We start from the raw sequence: 24,056 nt of genomic DNA on the forward strand, positions 1-24,056 counted from the left end.
TAGACCGGGCGCGACTTGAAGCGTTCGTTGCCGTTTCGAGCTTCGCTCTGCGACCATCTGGCTCAAATCAGACTCTCGATAGCGCGCCGTTGCCCCCAATTGAGTTTGGAGGAGAAGCTGAACCGCGACGAGTGAAGATAAGCGTATTCACTGTGTTCCGCCCCCAGCAAAAGACATGAAGCAAGCGGAATGGTCTGGCGCTCCGCCTCGATAGCCCCCTCAAGCATCGATAGCGAGCTGATCATAAAGTCGTCGATTGGTGGCGGATCAGTATTCCCGTCAATTAGAGAACGCCCAAGTGCAAGACCGTCTACCAACGCTCCAAAATCACGGCTTCTTCGCTGAGCGTCGCAAAACGCATCTGTAGGGATTGGCGTCGTGAAGAGGCACTGAGAACAATACGTCTGCGCGGAACACTTCACGCATTCTCTTCGTTTGGCTTCCTGCTCAAGCATCGATTTAGCATGCTCCCGAATATCAGCCAGCGGCGTTCCAACTGATCCGATTGCGCCTCCGTCTAAGCACGGATGGACATGTCGGCCCCGGATAAGCACTCTTTCGCCTGTTGATGCAGGACATGTCCTTCCTGACCATCGGCATCCGTCTCGAACAGAGGTTCCCCTCGACAAGTACGAGTATGGCACGCGCCAGCGCTTGAGTTGCGCAATTCGAGCGATTGCCTGCAGATCCGCATCGTTCGTTATCGTGAACTGTATCGCTGGTCCTTCGGGCGCAACATGCGGAAAGCCTTCCTCTACGACCTCCGAACTGAGAACAATTTGATCGAAACGAATCGCGTTAACATCGCCTCGGGCGACTGATCCGCCCACTGCAAAAGAGTTCTGTTGACCACGTTCAACGCGGGAAATCGTGTGAACTTCGAGTGTGGGAACCCTCGCTCGTCCAAGCGCTTCCTCTAAACTTGTCACATCGCTCCCGCGGACGTTCTTGAAAAGCCAGATCAGAGACGCCATCGGCTTCTCAGCGGCGAGCCACCCTACGGTCTCCGGAAGCTCCATTTCCGACTCGAATATCCCGAAGACTGGACTCGCATCTTGCTCCTGTTCGACGAGCGTCCCTGCACCTCCACGACCGTGATCCTTTGGCCTTCTCCGCCTGCCAACGAAATGCCCCATCCCAGAGGTCAGGAAAATCGCATCCTGGAGTAAAATACCTCTTATTGGAAGTTGGCTTTCGTCATGACGAAGTATCGGGACAGCACTCACGTCATAAGGAGGAGTGGTAATGAGCGGCAAGGATCGCCCCGGTACATTAGAGAGCTTGATCCCGAACTGCTCGAAATTGGAGGCAAGTTCGGTTCCAAGACGCACCGTGATGTAGTTGTGCGCGTAGGTCCTAAGTTGAAGTTCGCGCAAGAATTCTATTGTCTTGATCCCGTCTTCTAAAGATTCCTCGGGTGACCCAAAGATCACACTTACGCACGAGCCGATGCCAACCAATTTTAACTGATTAACCGCCCATCTGATTTTTTCTACGTACTGTCGTTCCTTTTCATAGCCGTCTTCGCGCCAGCCTTGCGACCGTACCTTTTTCACCGCTGCAAGTACGTGCGGGACTGCACTCTCCAAGCCGAAGTTTATCTCATGGAAACCAGCCTCTTTCATTAGGCGAAAAGAGCGTTTCTCCAGCGGCTCGACCCGCATTTCCGCCCAAAACTTGGAGTGCTTGAATTTTCGGACTGCCATTCTCTCCAAAAGCTCATGAAACCGCTTACCGTGCATGGAGAAATTGTCGTCGTTGATGGTCACGAGCGTTTTGCCACCGCGATTTTTTGCAAAACAGTCGTCCAAGAACTCGAATACTTCAAACACCTTTTCGAGAGACTGAAATAGCACTTTCCGGCCTGACATCGCTGCAAAGTTACAGAAAGTACAGGGAAAGGCGCATCCTCTCGAAGTGACAATACCAATATCGCTTGCTCGGTCAGGCGGAATGAATCCATGGACATAGGGATCTGGGTACGCGTCTAATCCGATCTTTGGCTCGATGTAACCCGATTTTGCAGCCTGCTTTGCGATTGATTGGGCAAGAGGGAGCTTCCTTAGTGGAGCCACTCTACGTCCGGCAGCTTGCGCAGGTTCATCGGAATGACATCGAACTCGAATCCCGGCTATCTCTGCGAGGCTGGCCTGCCCGCGTTTCCAGCGGACCAATTCTAGCGTCGCTTCCTCACCATACCCCTCAACGACGATATCTATTGCAGAACAATCGGCCAATATTAGATCGCCGGAGAACGTCGCTGTCGGGCCGCCACAGATGATAGTGACACCAGGATCTATTGCCTTGATATGCTCAGCGAGCACCTTGATGTAGTAGTAGTTGGCATCGTAACAACTGAACCCGATGAACTCCGGCATCCCCGACAGAATCGCCTGCGCGACCGCATGAACCGGAAGCTGCCCTCCGTCCAAATACTGCTTTGTCACTATGCCGTGTTGATGGAGATATGCGCGTATGTAGCCAGCGCCGAGATGATAGTCGCAACCCTCGTAATAAATCTCTTTTAGAACACGCGGAAACACGAATGTTATTGACGTCATCTTCGGCCAGCTCCGGATAGCATCTCAATAGATGCAATTAAAAGCCTTGGATGAATTCGCGCTTAGAGTGAGATACTGGTTGAGAGATTTATGAGGAGCGCCTCTCAACCAGGCACTCACCTACTAGTCATAGGGGACGATATGCATGTTTCTCTTCAGATCGACTTCCGTAAGAGACAAAGCCTTCACGCTCTTGCCGGTCTTTTTCTTTATCTGTCGCTTTTGCCCATGAGTTAGGTTGAGCTTGACCGCGGCTTTTTTTGAAGACGCCTTCCTTTTTGCCGACATCTTCTTTTTTGCGGGAGCCTTCTTTCTACCCTTGGCACTTTTCTTTTTTGCAGCCTTCGCCATGATTATCCTCCTCGTGATATTGCGCGCACAGGTAGCTTCCCACCGCAATTTAAACCCGTCAACTATTTCTGCGTCCGCTCTCACTAAAAATTCGGAAATTGAGGCGTTAGAACAGTCTCGCCTGGAGCGTGGACTCGCTGTGTTTTGCAACACAATTCGCATAGACCGGACAGCCTTTAACCGTCTCGAACGTTTTATTACGTCGTAATTCTTTCCTTCCAGTCGCGCGACAGTAAGCAGTTCACCGTCTAGCGGGCTTGAAGGGTATTCAAAATGGCCTTTGCCGCATTTTGATCGGTCACAAGCTTTAGTGGAAGAAATACAGCGTACCTATCCCCACCGTTAGTACTTATCTTCGAAATACCAGCAATGTCCTTCGGCGACGTCTTCGCTGACAGATTTGCTGTCACTTCAACAACCTTTGGAACGATGGGTTGGGGGTCGATAGCAAAAGCCTGCTTGTTCCCAGCGACTTCTACGAGGGAATCCACCGTTGGTATCGGTGCAACCCAACGCACGCCCTTGTTGGCCAAGCCTTGATCATGAACGAGCGCCAAAAATCGCGGCTCTAAAACTGCGACACCATCGATCTTTTCTGACGTGATAAGATCCGTGATATCTGACTTTTGGCAATCGCCAGTCTTGGGACAGGGGCACGCTTTGGCCGAATTGCCCTTCGGACAATCTCCGGTCTTCGGGCAACCTCCGCAATCGGCGGCAGCTTTCATATTTGGAAGTGCGCTTAAAGCTTGCCACTGCCCGGCGGATATCAGCTCTTTGACGAACGTGATGTTGCCTCCATCGAGAAGAAGGAGTTGCTTCGACCCCCGCGCTCCTAGAAAACTAATCTGAGCCTTCCCAACTTCTACTGGATTATAACCCACGTATACCGCCTGCGGTATATCAAGGGGTAGATTGAACACGACCACCGGCACGCTGGTCGGGATGTTCAAAAAGCCTCCCGGCCACAAGAAAAAAGAGGCTCGTATGATCAGAACATCGACTCGGTCCGCTTCGACGAGCGCTCTTGTTTCAGTCAGCGCTTCGGCCGGACTATGGGCTTCTCTAGTTATCGAGACCAATCCTGCCTGATTAAGCTCGGCAATTAAGCTTTGCGACTGTGCGGCCGCGGCAGTGTCCCCCGGTGGCAACGCTACCAAGACTCCAATCTTCTTGGCGTCCGCCGCCAGAGCAGTTCCAGAAAAGATGAGCACGAGCAACAGGGTTAGAGCGCGAGACAACATTTTACCGTCTCCTCTCGTTCACTGATATCGACATGTTAGACTGGACAGCCGCGTAAGCTCGCCCAACTCTGTAGCCCATTTTTTCCGATCATCGTCCCTAACAAAGACGCTGCACGCTCTACTCTGACTTTCCGGTTCACCACCTCCTCGCCACTTGGCGCTAAAGGTTACAGTGACGTCCTGTTTTTTGGTAACGACGTGATCCAGAAAATCCGTCCACCTCATAAAGTTTTTGGCGGGATTGCAGGGCGATTTGCAAGGCTCGTCTCTTGGGAAGAAGCGGGTCTCGTGAGCAATGGACGATGCCCCAGGTAGTTGGATTGCAGCCGCTTGACTAGAGGACGCGCTTAAGCTGGTGAGGTTCGCGAATTCCTGCCAGTGAAGCGTAACTGGCTGCTGTGGACTAAACGCCAGCGCAGCACGTTCTTCCAGAAGAACAGCACCGTATTCCGGTCGTCCAGAATTTAAATAAGTCATGGACGAGCCCGCGACGAAGACATTTGAGTCGGCCTTGCACTTGGGCTTTTCGTCCGGCCCCTCAACCGCCGTACAATGGAAGGAGACCAACTCCGGGGGATAGAATGATACCCTGGGACCTTGGACCCATCCCCAAGCGTTGTAGACCGCTGTAGATAGCGAAATAAGCAGAGCAGTCAGCGAAATATAATCGCTCGGCTTGACAGAAAGGCCCGACGGCTTTGCCCCCTCAGTTGATGGGCTCTTTCCGGGAGCTTCTGAAGGCTTCGTCTGATGATCGGCCGAAGGCTCAGGCGAGGCCGATACATTCGTTGACGGAAGAACAGGTTGTCCGCCCATGTTCGTCCTCTAGGCAGAGACTCAGAAAAGTTGCTTTGGCTCGGCAGGTCGTCCAATGGCGAAGAATAAAATTTCGGTGCGGTTGCGGTGACAATTCTTCACTTCTTTTACTAGAGATTGTGCGCTTGAGGAAGGGCTAAATGAATCTCAGAACGATAGCTGGCGTATGTCCGCAGCCTGGAAGATCAGAGCAAGGCCCCGGCACACACAGGCGCGAGCGTAAGGACAATCAGCGCTATGCCCAAAGCAGTCATGTGGCCGCCAGGGAAATGGCATCCCCACTCCGTTTTTGCGCGGGCCCGCCTCCGACAAAGTGATTACCTGCCTGATGCGAGAACAGGCCAGGGCCCCGTCGAGATTCCGCTGCCTCCTGGGGAATCACGACCATATGCTTGGCCTCACCGCGGACCGGAACCGTTCCGATGCCGACCTCATTCAGTGGTGGGCGAACGGCGGCGAAGAGACGCTGGATGCTTACGGCATAGATGACCCCTCCGATCTCCCGGCGGAGCACCTCGCGTGGATGAGAGCGCTGCCTCTTCAAGTTCGCGGCCATACGGCAACGCGTGCTCCCGACGTTCAAGCCAATCGCGTCAACCTCGATACGCGAGCCTGCTTCGGAGGACCTCTCACGGCAGCGGCCTTTGGTTCGGCCCAGCCTGGTCCGCTGTTCTTTGTCAACAGCGACGGCTTGAAGTTTGAGCTGCGATCCGAGCCCACAAGAATGCGAAGCCCTAAAAGCCAGGTCTCGCACTCGATACACTTCTCACCATATGGCTAAAGTTTCAATCTGATCTGCTCCGGCAAATCGTGCTTGCAAGCTTGATGATTTCGACAGTTATTGCAAATTAGCTCTAGCCACTTCGATTTCGGTCATGTTGTTGTGGTGAAAGAATTGGTCTTTCCCATTATCCCAGGCAATCCGCACGCCAGACCAATCGCTAGCTGTGACTGTGCCTTGATCAGTCGCGCTGTCGTGCCAGGCGACGCGTTGCCCTATCTTTAATTTCTTGGATTGATTGGGAGTCATGACCGAGGCTGCCTTCCATTTGGCAAAGCCGTATGATTGTCGTACACCTGCCGCGTCGTTTAAACAAGCGCTGCCGACCTGTCGACGGCGATATGTGCGAGTGCAGCGGGCGAGATATCGCAACTAAAACCGGAATAGAATCGCCCCTCTGTTTCTGAGATTTTTCGCCGCAGTCAGGTTTTTAGCTACATACCCTGCAGGAGATATGGGCTGCTCGAGATTTGGCTTCTGTGGCATCTCCTGAAAAATCGGAATGAGGAACATTCCTCCTCCAATCGCGGGAGAAGCGTCTCCGTAGGCGCAGAAGCCCCCTCGCAGATGACCGCGTAAGGATATCTGCTCGATTTTCTCCTGACAATCTTCCACGGGGTTTCACTCCGTCAGATGAGGTGGTGAACTGAGCCAAGTTCGGAGCGCGAGTTGTCAACGAGACCGGAGTAATAGCTGACACGAGCAAGTCTGCCGCCGCTTTTCTTCGCTGCCTCGACTCGTATGTGTTTTAGAATGGCCACCGACAACCAGCGCATAGCCGTGGACGGTGCAACATCAATCCGCTGTATGTTTCGTTGCTGCTGTTGTCGGGTCTAAACAGCGGATTTTTTCGGCTTCGGGGGCTTTATGGTGAATTCACGAAGCGACATAGCTTTCTCCAACATCGTCGTGGCCAGACTTTTTTGACCAGGCGCGTTAAGCGCGCGCGGAATATTCTGATGTTGGCTGCAAGTGACGTGCATGGGTTGCTGCCTAGTTCGTAAAAAAAAGCGGCCCGCCGAAGCGAGCCACTGGTTTAGCACGAATGCCCGTTTTCTAGCCGCGCGTATCTAAAGAAACGCCAAGGGTCGACGCTTTGACTTGCGTAGCGGCAGGCGTTCGTTTCAACACCTTCGCAATCTTTGTAATAGGCGTCTTCCGTGCCATCGACTTTAGGGTCTTCACGTCATCCTTCGTCCATTCACGTCGTACAATCTTTTAGCCTTAGCCATCGTTGCTCCAATTTTTGGGGAAGGCGCTTCTAACACATCAAACTAAATTAGCAATCACCGATGGCGCGCCCAGCGTCTCTATGAAGCCTGGCACTCAAAGATACGTTGTCCGTTCTCGTCTACCACTAATATAAGATTCGACCGGCAGAACTCGCCTGCCTTACCCAATTCGGCAGCAAGGAATATGGCCTGACGTATAGCTTCTTCTGGAATCGAAAGGCGTTTTCCAACTTCGTCTGGAAAGACTTTCAGGCCGTCCAAGATGTGGAAAAAGTATCGCATGGGGGCGCGTCAGCGGAGTTGTACGGGCAGGCGTTCTAGCTTGTGGCTCGCTTTCATTCTCTGAACGTAACGGCGGACGACACATTGGGCGAGACGCATCCAGCGCCGCGTGATCTGCCACGCTTCAAGAGATTCCAGCCAGTCCTTGGCCTGCCAATATTTTCCATATGTGCAAGCAAATGCGGGTATCGACATGAGCTTGTCGCGGCTCACGCAAAAGAGGCGTTCAACAAGCACAAGCTTGAGACTTTCGCCTACGACCAAGACAATCATGCCCGTCGTGATGTGGCCCGTCCCAGCCAAATATGCGGCAACCGGCTTAACCGGTTCAAGAACGATCACGGGCACAGCAAGCAAGGCTAGAGCGGGATAAGGGCGCAGCGAACCTATCCAGACGCGAACGCTTCGGAATATCCTGTACTCGCCAATCCAGTTGGCCAAAGGTCTAGCAACAGTCATAAAGATTGCGTCTACCAAGAAGTAAACGGCCGCGAGCGTGAATATTACGGGTTTCAAACTTTGGCTCAGATAGAATCTCCAGAGAACCACGTGCTGAACGAGTTGCGGGTTCGAACGTTTGCTGGAGATATGCTCCGACGTATTACGCCAGGCTGGCTGGTGGATTAATCTCTTGTAACAACCATGCTTTCAGCCAGCGAAAACAGAAACCCCGAAGAGACAAAAAGCCGCATTGAAACTTGCCAGCGGCAACCCCGAAAATGGCGCTGAACCGGATGACGCGCGTTACTGCGATGATGGCAGGTCAGTACATCGGCCAGCTTAACCGAATATCGCGTGCACAAGAAGAACTATGGTCGCGGCAGCAACAATTGAAATCGTCGCCAACGCAAAAGTCGGGTGCCCGGATGCAGTGACGGCGTCCTGACACCACTTCTCCATTCTCGGTCGTAGTCTCTACCCATTCTCCACTTGCACACGATCTTCAACATACGCTCCCGCAGAAGCGGTGACGGAGCCTTCGCTTCGAGACCTCTGAGTGAAATCCCCACATTGAATGACCTTCTTGGTACGATCACGACCGCACCAAATCTAGAGATCCTAAGAAGGCTTGAACGATATAATTGGTATGACATGCCGACGATTGCGCGTAGTCACACCGACCGGTCGAGGGACAATGTCTATCTGTTCGAGGGGCTGAGTCAGAGAGTGCCGGACTTTGGAAGTTTGAAAGTGCGAATTACGATTTAAGGCAAGGAAAGTCAATCAGAGTAAACTCTCTGTTTGCCTGCTTTGACTATGATACACCGCATGATATCGAATTTTCATATTCGATTACCGCGGAGAACATTCCCGGTGTGGCGTCAGGAACTCTTGTTGTCCACGTTGAATGACGAGAGCCATTAGGGTAACCGTGTTCGACTTGCCCTTATCGATGATAAAGTGAAGTATTGCCGCGCCCAAGCCTAACGCGGACGCAATTTCTTGGCCAAAGCAATTCGCTCGGCCGCAAGCACCGCTGCTAGCCGCCGTTCGACACGCTCACCGCCCCAGGGATGCTCCCCACGTTATGACCCGGTCCAACCATAACCACGTCCGCTACTCGGAACGACGTTGGCGCGAGCAATAGGCACGCACCGGCGTTCCGGCAGTTGGGCGGATTGAGTTAGCCTAGATTTGCCTGCGAGCCGGGCAGTGCGACAGATTAGCTTACTGACCGACTACGTTTCCTAGCGATGCCTGGAGGGTCAAAATGCCCAATGCAAAATTAACGCCCGAAGGAGAGGTCATCGCCGCCTACGGTGCCGCAATGGTCGCCGCATTTCAGGTGCTTATCAATTGCCTTGAAGAGAGAGACGCTCTATTGCCCGGGCAATTTCCCGATGCGCTGGCCGTCTATATGGAAATGGTCAAAAGCAACAAGGGGAGCGTGAGCGATTTGACGCTTGCAGTCTTGCATGACTTACGAGCCGCGACTGCCGAATAGACTGCACTCGATAACTTTTCACCATTATGTTTACAGTCATCGGGACCTGGTCAAACCAGAGAGCGGGCTCAGCTAGGATGCAATTTCGTTGGCTCGAGCAGGCTATGAAGTCGGATTTTAGCGGGTCGAGACCATCATCACGTCGATCATTGTTAGTCTCTGTTCTTTCCGCTGCGCGTTTTCGTGGTAACAATCGGCCTTCATTATAACCAGGAGCGATTGACTTGAAGAAGACTAAGGCCGCTAGGAAGATCGGCAAGCGCCGTGAATGGACGAAAGCCGATCTAAGAGAACTCAAGGCTCATTCGAAGGCGCGAACGCCAGTGGTCAAGATATCAAGCCTGACCAAGCGCTCGGTCGGAGCCCTCCGCCAGAAAGCGTTGCACCTGGGGATAGGACTGGGCCACCGACGATAACTGCTGATGCAACGCGCGGCAGGACGAAAGAGTATGCCGCGCGGCGCATTTCATATCGACCCGAGCGAGCTTTAGAACTCATAATCTTCTGGTGAAGTCCGTCAGTCGTAGACCGACTTGGCAAAACTGCACGCGGGCATTGGAGTGAGACCTTGTCCAACGACCAAACCGCAAAAGAGCGAGATCAACTATTAAATCATTGGAGAACGGCTATCGCCAAGCGCAGAGATTGGACTACGTTCCATCAAATCGAGAGCATACATTCGATATTGAGCGGAGCTCCATCACCTCGAAGGTCAAAATTTCCAATTCGTGATCTGCTTCGCGAATTCCACAATCAATTGGGCTATAAGGCGCTCAACGGTGGGCTGTGCGCCGGTGCCATCCTTCGTACTCAGTCATTTATGGATACGAATCCCAGGATCGGGTCTAAGCTTGGACAAACCGTTCATATTGAGCACACCGTCCCTGTTTGCGTTTTGGAATCTGAAATTAAGAAGCGCAAATTCTCCGATTCTACCGAGGCATTGGCCTGGTACCTCGCGGGAGTTCGGGATTCCACGGATGCGCTCAATCCAGTTTCCGACGAATGGGACAAACCGTTTATGCGTTACAAGACTCTGTTTTCCGATGGAGGCATAGTTTGGAATGTATTTGATGGAGAACAAGTTGAACCTACCCGATTCACTTTCGACGACCATGTTGACATTGTTGCTCGTTTACTTCGTCACGTCGGAGCGGAAGACAGTTTAGTTGGAATCTTGGCTCACCAAACCGTTTGATCGGGCCGAACCATCATTTGATGCCAATAGCGGCATCGGAAGTCTGGATCGCCATTCATGATATGGAATTGAGAATTCGTTAGCCCCCGTTTTGCAGCGTTAATTCTTCGACCGTGGCCCTCGATGGCCTATGTCCAGACCAAGAGAGCTCGCCGAAAACGGTCGTATTGACTATGGGCGAGAACTGGATGCACCACAAAATGTGGGAGCGGTAATCTTTGTTGTGGAAACTGCGCGGATGTCCCATCTTGGGGGCTTCGATAGCCTAGGTAATATCAATGGCCAGCCAGTACCTTACCAAGTCGCGCTACATTGCGGGCCTGCAATGTCCACGACGTCTATGGTTGCTTGTTCACAAGCCGCTGCCTTACGAGCAACCCGCTCGAGGCTCTCCCATGGATATCGGGCAGGAGGTCGGCCAGAAAGCTCACCTGCTGTTTCCCGGCGGCGTACGGATCGCCGAAGAGCCGTGGCAACACGCGGAGGCCGTCACCCGAACAGCTAAACTAATGAACGACGCCTTTGTGCCAGCTATCTTTGAGGCCGCATTCGATTACGAGGACATTCGCATTCGGGTGGATGTGCTGGAGCGCCTTGCGGACGGTGCTTGGGGACTGCGCGAGGTGAAGAGTAGCAGCGGCTTGAAGGACCACTACCTCGACGACGTTGCCGTTCAGACCTACGTACTTCGGGGCGCGGGTATTGCGATCCTTTCGATTGAACTGCTTCACGTGAATACCGATTATGTGCGCGGCCCAGGCGGCATGAGCTGGACGGAGTTTTTCACGCGCCTGGATGTCGGTGAGGCTGTCGCCGCGAGAGAGGTCGATATGCCCGCCCGCCTTCCCGCCATGCGGGATTGCCTCAGCAGGATTGACCTTCCGGCTGCCAAACCAGGGAGCCAGTGCGGGTCTCCTTACACGTGCGAGTTCTGGGACCACTGCACGGCGGACAAACCTGCGGATTGGATTGGCTATTTCCCACGCCTGTCGGAGACGCGCGCGAGCGAACTGAAAGCGCGAGGCATCGAGGCAATCAGTGATATCCCTTCAGATTTTCCGCTGACGCCGAAACAGGACATCATTCGGGACGCCACGGCGAGTGGACAGCCCTATGTCGCAACTGAACTCGGACGCCTGCTTGATGCTTTCGGGCCACCGGCGAGCTATCTCGACTTCGAAGCAATGATGCCGCCTATCCCTCTCTATGAAGGCACAAGACCCTATCAAACCATTCCATTTCAATGGTCACTTCATACTGTTGACGGCGACGGTGTGTTGAACCACACGGAGTTCCTTGCCGATGGCGCCAACGATCCACGTCGCCAATTTGCTGAAACGCTAATAGACGCCCTTGCATGTTCCGATGATCCGATCATCGTTTATTCAGCCTATGAACGAACAAGGTTAAAGGAACTTGCTGCGGACTTTCCTGATCTTAACACGGCCCTGAACACCGCGATCTCTCGACTCGCAGACTTGCTGCCAATTGTGCGAAGCGCCGTCTACTTTCCCGAATTTCGATTCAGCAACTCAATAAAATCCGTTGCTCCGGCTCTTTGTCCTGGCTTTAGTTATGACGACCTTGACGGCGTCGCCGATGGCGGTGCTGCGTCAGCAGCTTTCTTGCTGTTGGCATCGGGCCGAATCACGGACCCTGGCGAGGTCGGTCAATTGCGGGCCGCACTTCTCGCCTACTGTAAGCGCGATACGCTGGCCATGGTCGAAGTGCACCAAGCCCTGGCACGGCTGGCCGCTCCCTGAAGAAGTCAACGTTGAATCTCCGTAGTCAGCTGATGGCCCAGAACGGACGTTTATTAGAATTATTTGACAACAATCGCCAACGCTCCATTGTGTCACGCAGACATCCTGGAGATTTCATTGACCATTATTACGCGTCGCAATTTTCTCGCAGGTGCAGGCACATGTTCGCTCTCTCCGGTCATTCCTTTCACGCGCTGGTCGGGCTCGCATACCGAGATGGGCGAGGCCATCGTCGCCAATGAATACGAGTTGCTACATGGCTGCATTTTTGCACGGATGGATGGGAAGCGATCTTCTTCAGGCGACGCCTTTACCGCACCTTCCATCGATTTCTGGACGTTTAGAGTGAGTGAGATTGAGAGCAGCACGCTTCCAGCGTCCGTAGCGCGCGTCATCATTTGGGACGACGTTTTCTTGCCTAGAACTCTCGCCAGAGGCGTGAGATCCATTTTAGAAGTCATTCCAGAATGGTATGGCCTGGATCCTCTCCTCGGCAGGTGCTCATTCCACATCGACGGTTTCAGCGAAATTGGCCCTGTAGCCAAAGCTGTACTCCCAGCAACAACAGGACCCATCCGCTATCACAGACTGGCCCTAATCGATGTCGAGTCGTGTGGTGTCAGCCGAATCGACTGGCCCGACGTTCTGCCACATCTCCGCAACTCCTACGATCTTATCATCGGGTTCGCGCATTTCGTAGGGCGAGGCCCTAGCCACCGGCTTGAGCTGTGCGATGGCCCATTCGATAATTCGAGGATTGCGAACACCTTGGCTTGCTGCGATCTCTCCTTCTGGACGAGCGACGCTCTGCTCGGATTTCATGAGGAGCTGGCTTACGAGGCCAGAGCCCCTGTTCTGACCACGCTGGTCCATGACCTCATTCACGTCCTCTCAGCAACTGACCTTGTTCGGACCCTGGCCGGGACACCAGAGGCTCCGAAATTGTTTGCAAGTACATTGCGACCGCAAGGTCCGCTTGGAAACTTCTCTGTGAACATTGGATATGGTGAGAACGGTGCGCTACTTATCGACGGAAGCATCGTGCTCTGACCGATCAGATCGCTTAAAGCAGACCCGCGAAATGAGTTTAGATATCAAGATGCCCGCCGAATGGGAGCCGCACGCCTTTTGCTTTATGGCCTGGGCTGTGCATCGAGAGTGGGGAGCTGACGTAGCTAACGTGAAGCAAGAGCTTCGCGAGGTCATCAGCACGGTTGCCGAATACGAGCCAGTTCGGCTTTTAGTGCCGCCAGACCTTATCGACGAAGCGCGGCACCAGAACTTTGGTAGCAATGTCGAAATAATTCCGGCTCCCGTTGACGACATTTGGATGCGAGACATCTTGCCAACGTTTGCGCTGCGAGACGGCGCTCCTATCGCAATCGACTGGAACTTCAATGGTTGGGGTTCCTCCCCTCTCCGTCTCGCGCGACCTGGCGACCGGTTAGCTGGCCTATTAGCATCCACTCTGGGTATCCCAACGGTGGCTGCATCATTCATTGCAGAGGCCGGTTCGATGGTCACTGATGGCCGCGGTACGGTCGTGACAACGAAGAGCTGTCTGCTCAGTCCCAATCGAAACCCTTCGTTCGGTCGAACGGACCGACAGAGGATGGACGCTATCGAACAGAACCTTTTGCATTTTGGGGTTCGTAGGACTATTTGGCTAGAGGGGGATGCAACCGAAGCTATTACAAATGGCCATGCTGATGGGTACGTGCTTTTCACGAACCCGGGCAAACTTCTCGTGGAAGGAATAGATCCGACTGAGCAACGACCCAATCGGTGCCGGGAATCAGATGTCAATCTTCTTCACACAGTCGTAGATGAACAGAATCGGCCACTGCACGTGAAGACCATCCTTCCGCCTCGCCAAAGATATCTGCGCTTTACGCAGCGCACTTTCGCCCCCTGCTATCTCAATGGATATGTTGCAAATGGAGCGGTCATTACTGGGCGGTTCGGTGACTCCGAGCGCGATCAAGCGGCCGAACGATCCCTTCAACAAGCATTCCCGACACGGGAGATTCGAATGCTGCGACTCGATCACATTGCTGCGGGTGGGGGTGGCGTTCATTGTCTAACGAAGGAAATGCCGAAACCGGCTCCCAACTGAAGAAGCGACTGCAGAAAGGAAAGGGGTCAAATGAGGGCGGACGCGAAGATGAAACCGAGCTCGGTTATGGAGCACTCGACGATTGTCCACTTGGGAAATGAACTCGCAGCAGCGTCTGCAGAATGGCTGGCAGCGAAAGTCCAATCAGGTTTTAAGGAAAGCCTCTTGAGCGAGGCGCTGCTCATCGTCCCACTTGTAGAATATTTCGCGACTCGCGCGACATCGACGGAATGGTGCCTCACAGGCGAATGGCACGAATCGGGCACCAGCCTCGCAAAGGCGGGAGACGTTAATATCGATCTTGTCGCGGAACACGAAGGAGAGAAGGTCCTTCTTGAGTTCAAATATCTGAAGAGGGCAAACGACCAAAGGCTGATCAAGGACTTCGTCAAGCTAGCTCTTCCAAAGAATGCCAGCTACACGCGTCTCCTGTTGGTCGCGCATTCCCCGAGTTGCCAGCATCAGGGGGAATCTAAGTCAGCATTAGTTCGCTCTCTAATATCTGCTGGCCGCAAAATAGTCTTTCATTTGGCGCAACGTGACTCGCTGCCCGAATTAACTAGCGACCTGAACATCAAGCACTCCCTCACTGGAGCGGAAGGCGAGCACGTTTCCAGAATCATGAGCTATGATTCATCCGTCGCAGATTTTGCGGTCCAACACATCGCCACATGTCCCCAGGCGGAAGAAAACGTATCAGTCTTCTCGGTTTCGCGAGTCGATAAGTAGGTGTTCGGTCGGAGATTTTTCTCTCATCCAGCGTTGTTTACCGTAGCAAACAAACCTCGGAATCCACAGGAGCTATTGAGTTGAAGAAAGCTAAGGCCGCTAGGAAGACCCAAAAGCGCCGCGAATGGACGAAAGCCGATCTAAAAGAGCTCAAGGATCATTCAAAGGAACGCCAGTGGTGAAAATATCAAAGCTCACCAAGCGCTCCGTCGGAGCCCTCCGCCGGAAAGCGTTGCATCTGGGGATCGGACTGGGCCACCGACGATAGCTGCAAGTGCACCGCGCGGCATGACGAGCAGACCTTGCCGCGCGGCGCGATAGGCTTGCCGTTGGCATGCTTTTGGATGGATAGGCTTTTGGTGAAAACCTTATGGTTAGGCAACTGATGGCCGGGAATTAGCTCGACTTGTTGCGGCAGACACTACTCTTCGGGCAAACCTATAAACGCGATGGCGCGCTCGAACCGCGCGCCGCGAAAAGTTTGGCCCTGGCGTGCCTTGAACGATAACCATTTTACTGAAACACCCTGTCATACTGGCAGCTTCGGTGCGGGGGCCGGTGTTCACAGTGTCCGGCTCACCTGCCTCGCAACGCAGGAACGAACCAGTACGACCCCGTAGTCCAAAGATAACGGTCTCGCGAAGTTCTTCACCCAAAGCCCTTGACTACCCAACATCCTGTCCATGGCCTTCACTTCGCGAAATTGAAGATGCTCGGCTCGAAGAGCGAGATCAGGTGATCCGGAGACAGCGAGGAGATTTCGATCCATCCGGTGCCTGAATTGCGTTTCTATGAAGTCCTCGCTGACAATTGATATATACTCAAACACGTCGGACAGACTCGTCTTGTCCCATAACTTCTCAAAATAGAGTCTGTGCTTCTCATATGCCGCTTCCGGGTCGCGTAGAACATCCCTCAGTGCCACCACGGCTCGCTCGGTGTAAACGGCACTTGGCGTGTAGGGCCTCCTTTTGTCGTCGTCAAAGCCGAGCCACAGATTGAACAATGCTTCGTACCGTTTCTTAGTCATTAGACTGAGAGCGCTGGGAACGTGATTCTCGCAGAAGATGCCTCGTCTGCCTTCTTTTTCGAGCGCCTCTAGCGCGTACTGTTCGACCGTCACTGGATCTCCACCTGAGAGCCACAGGCCATGCCTATCTGATCGTTTCCCCCGCAACTGAACTATCTCAACTCCGAGCAGATGGGTCTGGTCCTCTACGGACATGTCGGCGAAGCAGCCGCCCGCTATGCCGTAAATGTCATCGACAACTTGCTTTGGCCAACCGACGAACCAGCTCCGATCTGTCCAGAACCAGCTCTCCGGCGGTACGAGTGCCGTGATCACGGAACGGTGCGGAAACATTTTCGCGATAGTCTCCTCTCGACATCCCGCTTTTTTGAGATCGTGTCTGGTCGTTGCAGCGATTTCGATGTCGTACTGCGGCCTAAGATCACGGAAATCGATGTCTAGCCGCCCCATGCAACCTCGCCTGCCGTGTAGAAGTTCGTATTTGATCCTGATTCCATATGGTGTTCGGCCAAGGGAAATTGAACCTACCGACGTAGAACTGGTCGTGAAGAAAGTCCACATCGGCCTCCCATCGGCGACTGCTCGCTCCATCTGCGGTCCGCGTCTTTGGCGTTCCGAGTGAGCGCAGCAATTGTATAGGAGAGCTTCCTCTGGCGCTGGGCGCTTGCCCGGCTAGGCGAGCGTGTTCGTTGCACAGCCTCAATCCTGAAAGCAGTTGGTTAAAGCCAAACGAACCACAGGCTCGAAGTTGGCTCTGCTTCCTTCGTACTGATCTGACATACATGCAGATGGATAGGCTGACGAACCGACGCTGAATAACGCAGACGACGTTAGGCTTGGCGTGGTGGTTGGGAGACGAAATCGTATAAAAGCGCCGCCTTCCTTCCTTTTGGTTACCTGAACGTGGGCAGGAGCAACTTCAGTGCCGAAAACTGGATGGCCACCGCCAAATATATTTGTCCGACATTGCGCAAACCAATAGGCGACGTCCCATGAAGTGTCGAGGTTGGTTAGCACCACCTGTGGTCCGAGGCGGCGAGTGCATGATGCGACCATTCGCTTGGTGCGATCATTCGTTTCAGACATGGCAATTGCGCCTCCATGATAGGGCTCAAGTCGCCAAGGCTTCCAGGCTCGCGGCTCATATGTCACCCGAAGATCCCGAGCTACTTCGAGGTCAATCCAGTATACTTCATCGGGCCCGGCTGTTGCAGCGAGCGCGACCACTCGTGCATCGATGCCCATATTTACAAGATAAAGAACGATTGCAGCCGCAATTTTTTGCGTATCGTCAAGGTCGCGTCCAGTGAAAATCTTCTCGGCAGGCTGCGCTAAGGCATTCTTGCTATAGAAACGATGGACTCCAAGCTTAGCGCCTTCATCTAGAACGCGCTCAACGCCACCGAAGAATGCATAGGCACAAGCTGACGCGCAAACCCCTGGAGTTCTCAATGACGCCCGCCCCCCAAAATCGGGCCGTCCTTCAGGATCGACTCTGTCGGAGCCAACCTCAGTGGCGATGCCGCGTGCCCGAAATAGCTCACCTAATCTAATTCCAGCTTGCAGACTACCTCCAGGAGAGTTCAGCCTAACTCGCTTCGGTGCGTAATCGGGCGCGGAATCAAGGAAACGTTCAAAAACGCGCGGCGTATCATCGACAATTTCCCCTGACGCTTCTATGAATGCGCACTCCCGGCAGCGCGTGTCATTCCCGCCAGGCTGAAACGTCATTGGCTCGGCAGACGCACCTGCCGTGACAATGGAAAATATCACAACCAAAGTAGCCTTGAAGGCTTCACCATTAGTCATTCCGGAGTTCGCTCCGTGGTCCAAGCTTAAGCGGCAGGCGCAACACGCTGCCTAGGCGCACCTGAGAAGACTTCTCGCATATCGAAGCCCGTTGAGCCATGGACCTGACTTAATTGATAAGGGATGTCTTCTACAGGCACGATCTTATGTGGCGCTCACCCAACGAAGACGTTCACCGCCGCCGCAGGAAGTAAGCAGTAGCAACGCTAAGATCATTGAAAACCGCTTTCAATCCCTCAAGGAAACGAGAGCTCACTAGCTGCGCTTCCGTTTTGCGACAAGTCGCACAAAGTCGAATGTAAAACACCTACTGATCAACGTCGCGGTCTGTAAGCCATCAACTGGTCTTCATACTTTCAACCTCACTGGCCATCCGAAGCGCTTTTGTTCCGGCCAGTCACGAGGGAACCGTGCACCAAGGTTTTTGCGCTGAGACCACTATGCCTCGATCCTCGCCGCCGCTCTTTCGTCGTGACAATCGCCTTCATCATCAGCAGGAGGTATTGGATTGAAGAAAGCTAAGGCAACTAGGAGGACGGGTAAGGGTCGCGAAGGGGCGAAAGCCGATCTGGGAGAACTCAAAAATCATTTAAACCAGTAGTCAAAATAACAAGACTCGCGAGCATTCGACGAAGCAAGTTTCAACTAAAATCCTCGACCAACTGCCGAGTTTTTGGCGTTGACGCTCCGTAACTTACAATTCTCACATCAAGTTCAAAACGCGACGTTATCGTCAGAGCTCGCCGGACCGCGGCGTCAATCCACCCGTCCTCGTTGCCAAAGGCCCCCCCACCAAGATGTGTGAGCAGAACAACGTTCGACATGCCCCGCTGCTTGTTCAGGACGGCAGCCAGCAAAGTGGCCTCATAGGCAGCCTCCAGAACAAGCGACGCGAAGGGCTTCCAGTGTGCGGACGGAACGCCGCTGTAAGCCACCGGAAGCGCCGAGCAAAACACCTGGGAAACGCGCGGGCGGTGCGTTCCCTCAGCGTCAGTGACCTCCACGTCGTTATGCACACCGACGCGCAGCCTGCCGCGCAACGTGTCGAGCTGGTCTGACGTCAGCCCCTTGAGGTGCTCTGCAATAGCGTCAAGTCCGACGCCCGTGCACAGGGCGTAGCCGTTGGTCATCTGCCACAAAGCCTCGACCGGTCTATTCAGGTGCGCGGCCAGGGTTTCACCAACGTCGGCCAGTCCGTCGAGCTGGCGCGTTGCTGTCTGTCCGCAACTATCGCCAACTGGAGCGAAGTAGTTCCTGTAGATTGTCGCCGCTCCGGCAGCGATTGCGCACGCTGGCCCCTGCGTCGGGTCGCTTTGATAGCGGGTGACCCCATGCTCAGGGGTCACCGCAGGACCTGTCATCTCCAGCAGATTGAATTGGGAGGCAACCTGAAACAGGGCACCTGCGTTCGCGGGCAGACGGTGCATGCGTCGGACGTCGCCGTTGACGGCTGCCAATTTCAGCCGTCCCGCCGGACTACCAGGGGGGGGAACTGCCCGCTCACGCAACGACTGTAACGACACCAGCTCAAGCTCGCCGATGCCATAGCTTCTCCCGTTTACGAGGGACTGGAGCTCACGCCCCTCCACCTTAATCTTTGCTCGCGTGTCGGCGTAGTTGCTCTCGCGAAACCCCGTCAGTCGCTCGAACCAATCCATTCCTTCATCTCGCCCGCATTATGTCATTCGCCAACTGGAAGTCGCCGGGATCGCCCTTGGCAATGGTCCTGAGTCCCGCTTCGTCGAGCTCCTTCCGCTTTCTCTTAATCCGACCTTTCTTCTCGTCCTCGCCGAAATCGTAGATCAGGAGATAGACGTGAGGGTGAATCGACAGATTCAGCCCCTCTGCAATCTTCCTGACGAGGTCATCGACTTGCCTGGCCGAGCTTTGCCTGCCGATCTCCACCAGATTCTTGCAGACGCTGACATACCCATCAATCAAGCTTTGCTGGGTCTCCTCGGCTCGAATGAACTGCTCGTACTTTTTGATTTGACCGATCACGGCCGTGGAATGCAGGGGAGTCGCGGGGGCCTTTGCTCCCTTGGGAGCCTTTTCCCGATTCCACAATTCCGGATTATCTGCGCATTTTGCTTCGCAGAAGACCAGCTCCGCTCCGCCCGTTTCCCCCGGCACCAATATGGCGATGTCCATCCGCGGCGCAGACAGATCGCCGTTCTCTCCAGCCTTCGTAAAGGCAATTTCGAGATCAATGACCTTCGGCTCGTTGCTGGCGATCTTGTGCACGCCGCTTTTCTCAGCGCCTGCAAATCGCGCAGCTGTCCTGATCAGTTGCGGCAAGGTGAGCTTGGACTCGAATTCCCTGTTCACGATGGTGTCCGGCTCGAGATGAAACGTCTTTCCATCGAACGACACATACGGATCCTTGTTTTCAAGGTCCGGCTTCACCAAATACTTGTAGTGGATCGCAAGGCGAGGCTCGCTGCCCCCGCTGCCGCCTTTCCCAAAGCCAATTTTGAAAACGCTCTGGCCCTTGACATAGGCGTTCAGGTATCCGTTTCGAACCGCAAGCAGCAGCTTGTTGCTCTCCAGCACCTCCTTCCACCAATTGTCGTCCAGGCTCTCCGCAAGCCCCTTCAAACCTGCGATTTGCGAGCCGGACAGACCGCGCTTGAGGAAGTTCAGTTCAGACGTCAATCCATTCGCCATCGTTTGCCAATTCCACGTTGCTAAAGAGATCCGGAAACCGAAGCCGTTCAAACGTATGTATCGGGATTAGGCGCCTCGCTGCCACGGCCGCAGCAAGGCGCTTCAGGTCGGATGGACCAGCATGTCCCGAGGTATGGATCGTTTCGAACGGAATGCCGCGGCGGTCGCAGTCGGCCCGCAAAGCCGCTCCGGCCTGGCCGTCGGCCAGATAGCCATCCCATTGCGACCAGAACACTCTCGCGCCCTTGAGCGCGTTGGCCCGATCAAGATCGGACATCATCCAGCCCCGAAACAGCATGACCGAGCGCGGGGCGCTTCCGGCGAGCTGCTCGGGCCAAATCCGAAAGCCGCGATAACCATCGACAAGGGCCGCGATCCCCTTGGCTTTCAATTGAACGCGCTGTCTTTGCGGGATGTAGACTGCGAGATTCGACCACCCCGGCGCGGGATGGGGAATGCTGTCGCGCCCCGTTGCCTTCAGCACCTCGGCGGCGTAGGCATCGATGATAACGCTGCGGCCCGTACGCTTTGCCGCGCGATAAATCGTGACCACGCGGTCGATGTTCTGGGCTGAGCAAGCGACCAGGGCGATGCCTTCGGTCTGCTCGAAGCGCGTGACGAACGTCTCCTCGAGGTCCTCTTCGGATGGAAACGTCGCGTCGTCGGCCAGACGGCCGAGGCTCGATCCTTCCATCAACATGAGGTCGATATCGCGAGGCGGATCGCTGATCAGCGCGTCGAACAGCTTGCGCTTGCGGCCGTGGGCGCGCAGATCGCCGGAATAGAACAAGCGCTTGCCGCCGGACGAAATTTCCATGGCGTAGGCATCGAAGCCCGAATGGTCCACGAGGCGGGGCGTGATGATGAAGGGGCCAAGCTGGATTGGCTTGCGATGCTCGAGGTGATGACTTGCCTTCAAGGCTACGGCATCGGGAACGAAGTCGGCGGCCGCCCGGATGATGCTCTCGGTCGCCTGCCCCATGATCAGCGGAACCGCGGGGTTGACCTTCGGCACCAGGCCCCAATGGTCCCGATGACCATGAGACAGGACGATACCGAGAAGGCTGGCGCTGATCGTGGAAAGCCCAACGACGCTGGGCAGTGGCGTGGAAGCAAGATCACTGGCGTTCAACGGAAGACCGAGATCGAGCAGGATTCGGGCTCCCTCGCTCTCCAGCTCGATACAAGTGCCACCAATCTCCCGCGTCCCCCGATGGATTCGCAATCTCACTACGCGACCTCGCCCCCAGTCATCCCAATCCCCCTAGATTCAATCGAGGGCCCGAGAAATTTACACATTATGGAACATTTGCAAAAAATATCCGCCTAGCGAAGCACCGCTTCTGGTGTCAACTAGAACGGTTGCAATGGGCGGTCAATATGAGCAAACGGATAACCTTCGCGATTGGAGACATCCACGGATGCTTCGAGGAGCTTAGGTCTCTGCTCGACGCCTGCCGAAAGGGCGCGGGCGACATCGAGCACGATTTCCTCTTCCTGGGCGACTATGTCGATAGAGGGCCTGCCTCCGACGAAGTGATTACCTGTCTGATGGGAGAACAGGCCAGCGCCCCGTCGCGATTTCGCTGCCTCCTGGGTAATCACGACCATATGCTTTGCGTCGCCGCGGATCGGAGCCGCTCCGATGCCGACCTCATTCAATGGTGGGCGAACGGCGGGCAGGAAACGCTGGATGCTTACGGCATCGACGACCCCTCCGATCTCCCGGCGGAGCACCTCGCGTGGATGAGAGCGCTGCCTCTTCAAGTTCGCGACGAGCACAGGTTTTTCGTTCATGCTGGAGTAAGACCAGGCGCTCCCTTGGAGGCCCAGTCCAAAGACGACATGTTGTGGATACGTGAACCGTTCCTATCGTCGAAGCTTTGGCACGGTGCTCTTGTGGTGCACGGCCATACCCCAACGACGACGCGTGCTCCCGACGTTCAAGCTAATCGCGTCAATCTCGATACGGGAGCCTGCTTCGGGGGACCTCTCACAGCAGCGGCTTTTAGTTCGGTCCAGTCAGGCCCGCTGTTCTTTGTCAACAGCGACGGCTTGAAGTTTGAGCTGCGATCCGAGCCCACAAGAACGCGAAGCCCCAAAAGCCAGGTGCGCTGAAAAGGTCTCGCACTCGATACACTTCTCACCATTTGGCTATTGTGGAAACAGTTGCGAGCGCAGCGGCCAACTTGATAACTTTCACCATTATGATTGCAGTAGAGCAAATCCCAATGGGTGCTCGATTGTTCTGCAAGGTTTTGAGCCAAGAGCAAAAGTAGGCTCTGAAAGGATTCATCGATAGCCTGTGCCACGAGAGGTTCGGGCGCGCACGCAACGGTAGGAGCACCCCGGAGCGTCTGACCAAAGACTTGCTGACGGCCATTGATTAAATCTACGATGGCCCCCGCGAGCAACTTCTCGGAGGTCAAATCGATGGGCAGATCGGGTCAAAGCGCGCAAGATCGAGTGGCATTACAGTTTATCAAAGCGGCCATTGATCATGGGATACGCTGTTATGTCGGCGGCGTTCCATTCAAACGAGTACTCTGCGAGGTTTTTGATAGCCGGAGTGTGAATGCGTCAGCGGCACGCCTCCCCCGACGTGCCGAGTACGTGATTGGTATATCTTCGGGGACAATCACAACACTAGACAGGGCATATCGCTCTTGCGCTGACAACCCCGATTTTCCCTACAACAAGCTCGCTTGGGCAAACACCTCAGTTGGGGAGGCAAGAGGACGCATGCTGTGGTGTCTGATGGAACTGAGCCTCTCGTTTATAACCCTTCATGAGTTCGCGCATTTTATGAACGGCCATCTCTCTCTTCTGAGCTCACTAGGATATAAAGCAGCCATCAATGAATCTAGGGACCAAGCGTTCGATAAACTGACCAGGCTTCAGCAGCAGTGCTTGGAGCTTGATGCAGATGGGACGGCGGCTGCGTTTTTGGCGCTCAGGCAGTTGAACTTGGTCGCCGATCCGCAGAACAAGTCAATTGCCTGTTTTTCTTCGCCAGAAATCGCGATAGAATTGATGTTTTTTTGTATTCTCCACTTCTTTTCAGCGGCAAGTTACCGTCTGCACGATATGGACACCCTCGATCAAGAGACCCATCCGCCGCATGGCCTCCGCGTCTTCAACATCATCAATCAAGTCTCTCGTTGGGTAGAAACCCGATATCCAAACGCGTTAGCTGAAGGCGTGGCGAGGGTTGCTGATAGAGCTCAAGGAATCGTAGCACAGTTTTCCCCGCTGGATCGGAGGTTGGATTATCGGGCTCTGGCCAATCAAATGAAGGATGTTCGCATGGCAAATCACTTCAACGAGGTCATGGCCACTTGGCCCCCCTTGCAGGCGCAGATTGAGCCGCTCAAGCATGGCGGGAGGCCCCGTGAAACTCCGAAACACCTCAGCTGATAGGAAATTGACCCGACAGGCCTACAATTCGCCCGAGCCGGACTGTGACACAAGGCTTTCAAGCTGCGGGATGCATGAGGCATCACATGAGTTCTCGACCGCACCGATGTCCTCC

Annotated in this window: 18 protein-coding genes; 8 read left to right on the forward strand and 10 right to left on the reverse strand. The window is 54.5% G+C overall.

Features of this window, described 5'->3' with window-relative positions; genetic code table 11:
* Positions 1-62 precede the first annotated feature (62 nt).
* From ABIB66_RS30055 to ABIB66_RS30070, 5 genes are all read right to left on the reverse strand, one after another.
* Positions 63-2,561: a B12-binding domain-containing radical SAM protein gene (locus tag ABIB66_RS30055; RefSeq protein WP_354256670.1), complete on the reverse strand. Its 2,499-nt coding sequence runs from the start codon at positions 2,559-2,561 to the stop codon at positions 63-65.
* 123 nt (positions 2,562-2,684) lie between these two features.
* The gene (locus ABIB66_RS30060) at positions 2,685-2,912 is read right to left on the reverse strand and encodes a hypothetical protein (protein ID WP_354256673.1); all 228 of its coding nucleotides are present in this window, start codon (positions 2,910-2,912) and stop codon (positions 2,685-2,687) included.
* A gap of 248 nt (positions 2,913-3,160) precedes the next feature.
* A complete protein-coding gene (locus ABIB66_RS30065; protein ID WP_354256676.1) occupies positions 3,161-4,156 on the reverse strand; it encodes a type 1 periplasmic-binding domain-containing protein in 996 nt (331 codons plus the stop codon).
* Positions 4,157-7,063: 2,907 nt separating this feature from the next.
* Complete coding sequence (locus ABIB66_RS43675) at positions 7,064-7,267, reverse strand: DUF6894 family protein (protein ID WP_502918338.1); 204 nt, start codon at positions 7,265-7,267, stop codon at positions 7,064-7,066.
* A 9-nt stretch (positions 7,268-7,276) separates the two neighbouring features.
* The gene (locus ABIB66_RS30070; RefSeq protein WP_354256679.1) at positions 7,277-7,783 is read right to left on the reverse strand and encodes a hypothetical protein; all 507 of its coding nucleotides are present in this window, start codon (positions 7,781-7,783) and stop codon (positions 7,277-7,279) included.
* A gap of 1,195 nt (positions 7,784-8,978) precedes the next feature.
* Between ABIB66_RS30070 and ABIB66_RS30075 the strand changes: the two genes are divergently transcribed.
* From ABIB66_RS30075 to ABIB66_RS30100, 6 genes are all read left to right on the forward strand, one after another.
* On the forward strand, positions 8,979-9,212 hold the full coding sequence (locus ABIB66_RS30075) for a hypothetical protein (protein WP_354256682.1): 234 nt from the start codon (positions 8,979-8,981) through the stop codon (positions 9,210-9,212).
* Positions 9,213-9,780: 568 nt separating this feature from the next.
* Positions 9,781-10,410, forward strand: coding sequence for a hypothetical protein (locus tag ABIB66_RS30080; protein WP_354256685.1), 630 nt, complete (start codon positions 9,781-9,783; stop codon positions 10,408-10,410).
* Positions 10,411-10,805: 395 nt separating this feature from the next.
* Positions 10,806-12,173, forward strand: coding sequence for a DUF2779 domain-containing protein (locus ABIB66_RS30085; protein ID WP_354256688.1), 1,368 nt, complete (start codon positions 10,806-10,808; stop codon positions 12,171-12,173).
* A 117-nt stretch (positions 12,174-12,290) separates the two neighbouring features.
* Complete coding sequence (locus ABIB66_RS30090; RefSeq protein WP_354256691.1) at positions 12,291-13,223, forward strand: hypothetical protein; 933 nt, start codon at positions 12,291-12,293, stop codon at positions 13,221-13,223.
* Positions 13,224-13,254: 31 nt separating this feature from the next.
* Positions 13,255-14,289 (forward strand): agmatine deiminase family protein, encoded by a 1,035-nt coding sequence (locus ABIB66_RS30095; RefSeq protein WP_354256694.1) that lies wholly within the window; start codon positions 13,255-13,257, stop codon positions 14,287-14,289.
* A gap of 48 nt (positions 14,290-14,337) precedes the next feature.
* A complete protein-coding gene (locus ABIB66_RS30100) occupies positions 14,338-15,018 on the forward strand; it encodes a hypothetical protein (RefSeq protein ID WP_354256697.1) in 681 nt (226 codons plus the stop codon).
* A gap of 562 nt (positions 15,019-15,580) precedes the next feature.
* Here the strand turns inward: ABIB66_RS30100 and ABIB66_RS30105 are convergent.
* The 5 genes from ABIB66_RS30105 to ABIB66_RS30125 form a co-directional block, all read right to left on the reverse strand.
* On the reverse strand, positions 15,581-16,609 hold the full coding sequence (locus ABIB66_RS30105; protein WP_354256700.1) for a hypothetical protein: 1,029 nt from the start codon (positions 16,607-16,609) through the stop codon (positions 15,581-15,583).
* 138 nt (positions 16,610-16,747) lie between these two features.
* Complete coding sequence (locus ABIB66_RS30110; RefSeq protein ID WP_354256703.1) at positions 16,748-17,857, reverse strand: COG3904 family protein; 1,110 nt, start codon at positions 17,855-17,857, stop codon at positions 16,748-16,750.
* Positions 17,858-18,498: 641 nt separating this feature from the next.
* Positions 18,499-19,515, reverse strand: a complete 1,017-nt coding sequence (locus tag ABIB66_RS30115) for a hypothetical protein (RefSeq protein WP_354256706.1) — start codon at positions 19,513-19,515, stop codon at positions 18,499-18,501.
* Positions 19,516-19,519: 4 nt separating this feature from the next.
* A complete protein-coding gene (locus ABIB66_RS30120) occupies positions 19,520-20,512 on the reverse strand; it encodes a hypothetical protein (RefSeq protein WP_354256709.1) in 993 nt (330 codons plus the stop codon).
* Positions 20,502-21,755: an MBL fold metallo-hydrolase gene (locus ABIB66_RS30125; protein WP_354256712.1), complete on the reverse strand. Its 1,254-nt coding sequence runs from the start codon at positions 21,753-21,755 to the stop codon at positions 20,502-20,504. The genes ABIB66_RS30120 and ABIB66_RS30125 overlap by 11 nt, the downstream gene beginning before the upstream one ends.
* 149 nt (positions 21,756-21,904) lie before the next feature.
* On the opposite strand from ABIB66_RS30125, the gene ABIB66_RS30130 reads away from it, so the two are divergent.
* Positions 21,905-22,642 (forward strand): metallophosphoesterase family protein, encoded by a 738-nt coding sequence (locus ABIB66_RS30130; RefSeq protein WP_354256715.1) that lies wholly within the window; start codon positions 21,905-21,907, stop codon positions 22,640-22,642.
* Between the two features lie 624 nt (positions 22,643-23,266).
* Positions 23,267-23,941, forward strand: a complete 675-nt coding sequence (locus ABIB66_RS30135) for a phage exclusion protein Lit family protein (RefSeq protein WP_354256718.1) — start codon at positions 23,267-23,269, stop codon at positions 23,939-23,941.
* The last annotated feature ends 115 nt before the right edge of the window (positions 23,942-24,056 follow it).

The sequence above is a fragment of the Bradyrhizobium sp. F1.13.3 genome, from assembly GCF_040548265.1.
Lineage (GTDB): Bacteria > Pseudomonadota > Alphaproteobacteria > Rhizobiales > Xanthobacteraceae > Bradyrhizobium.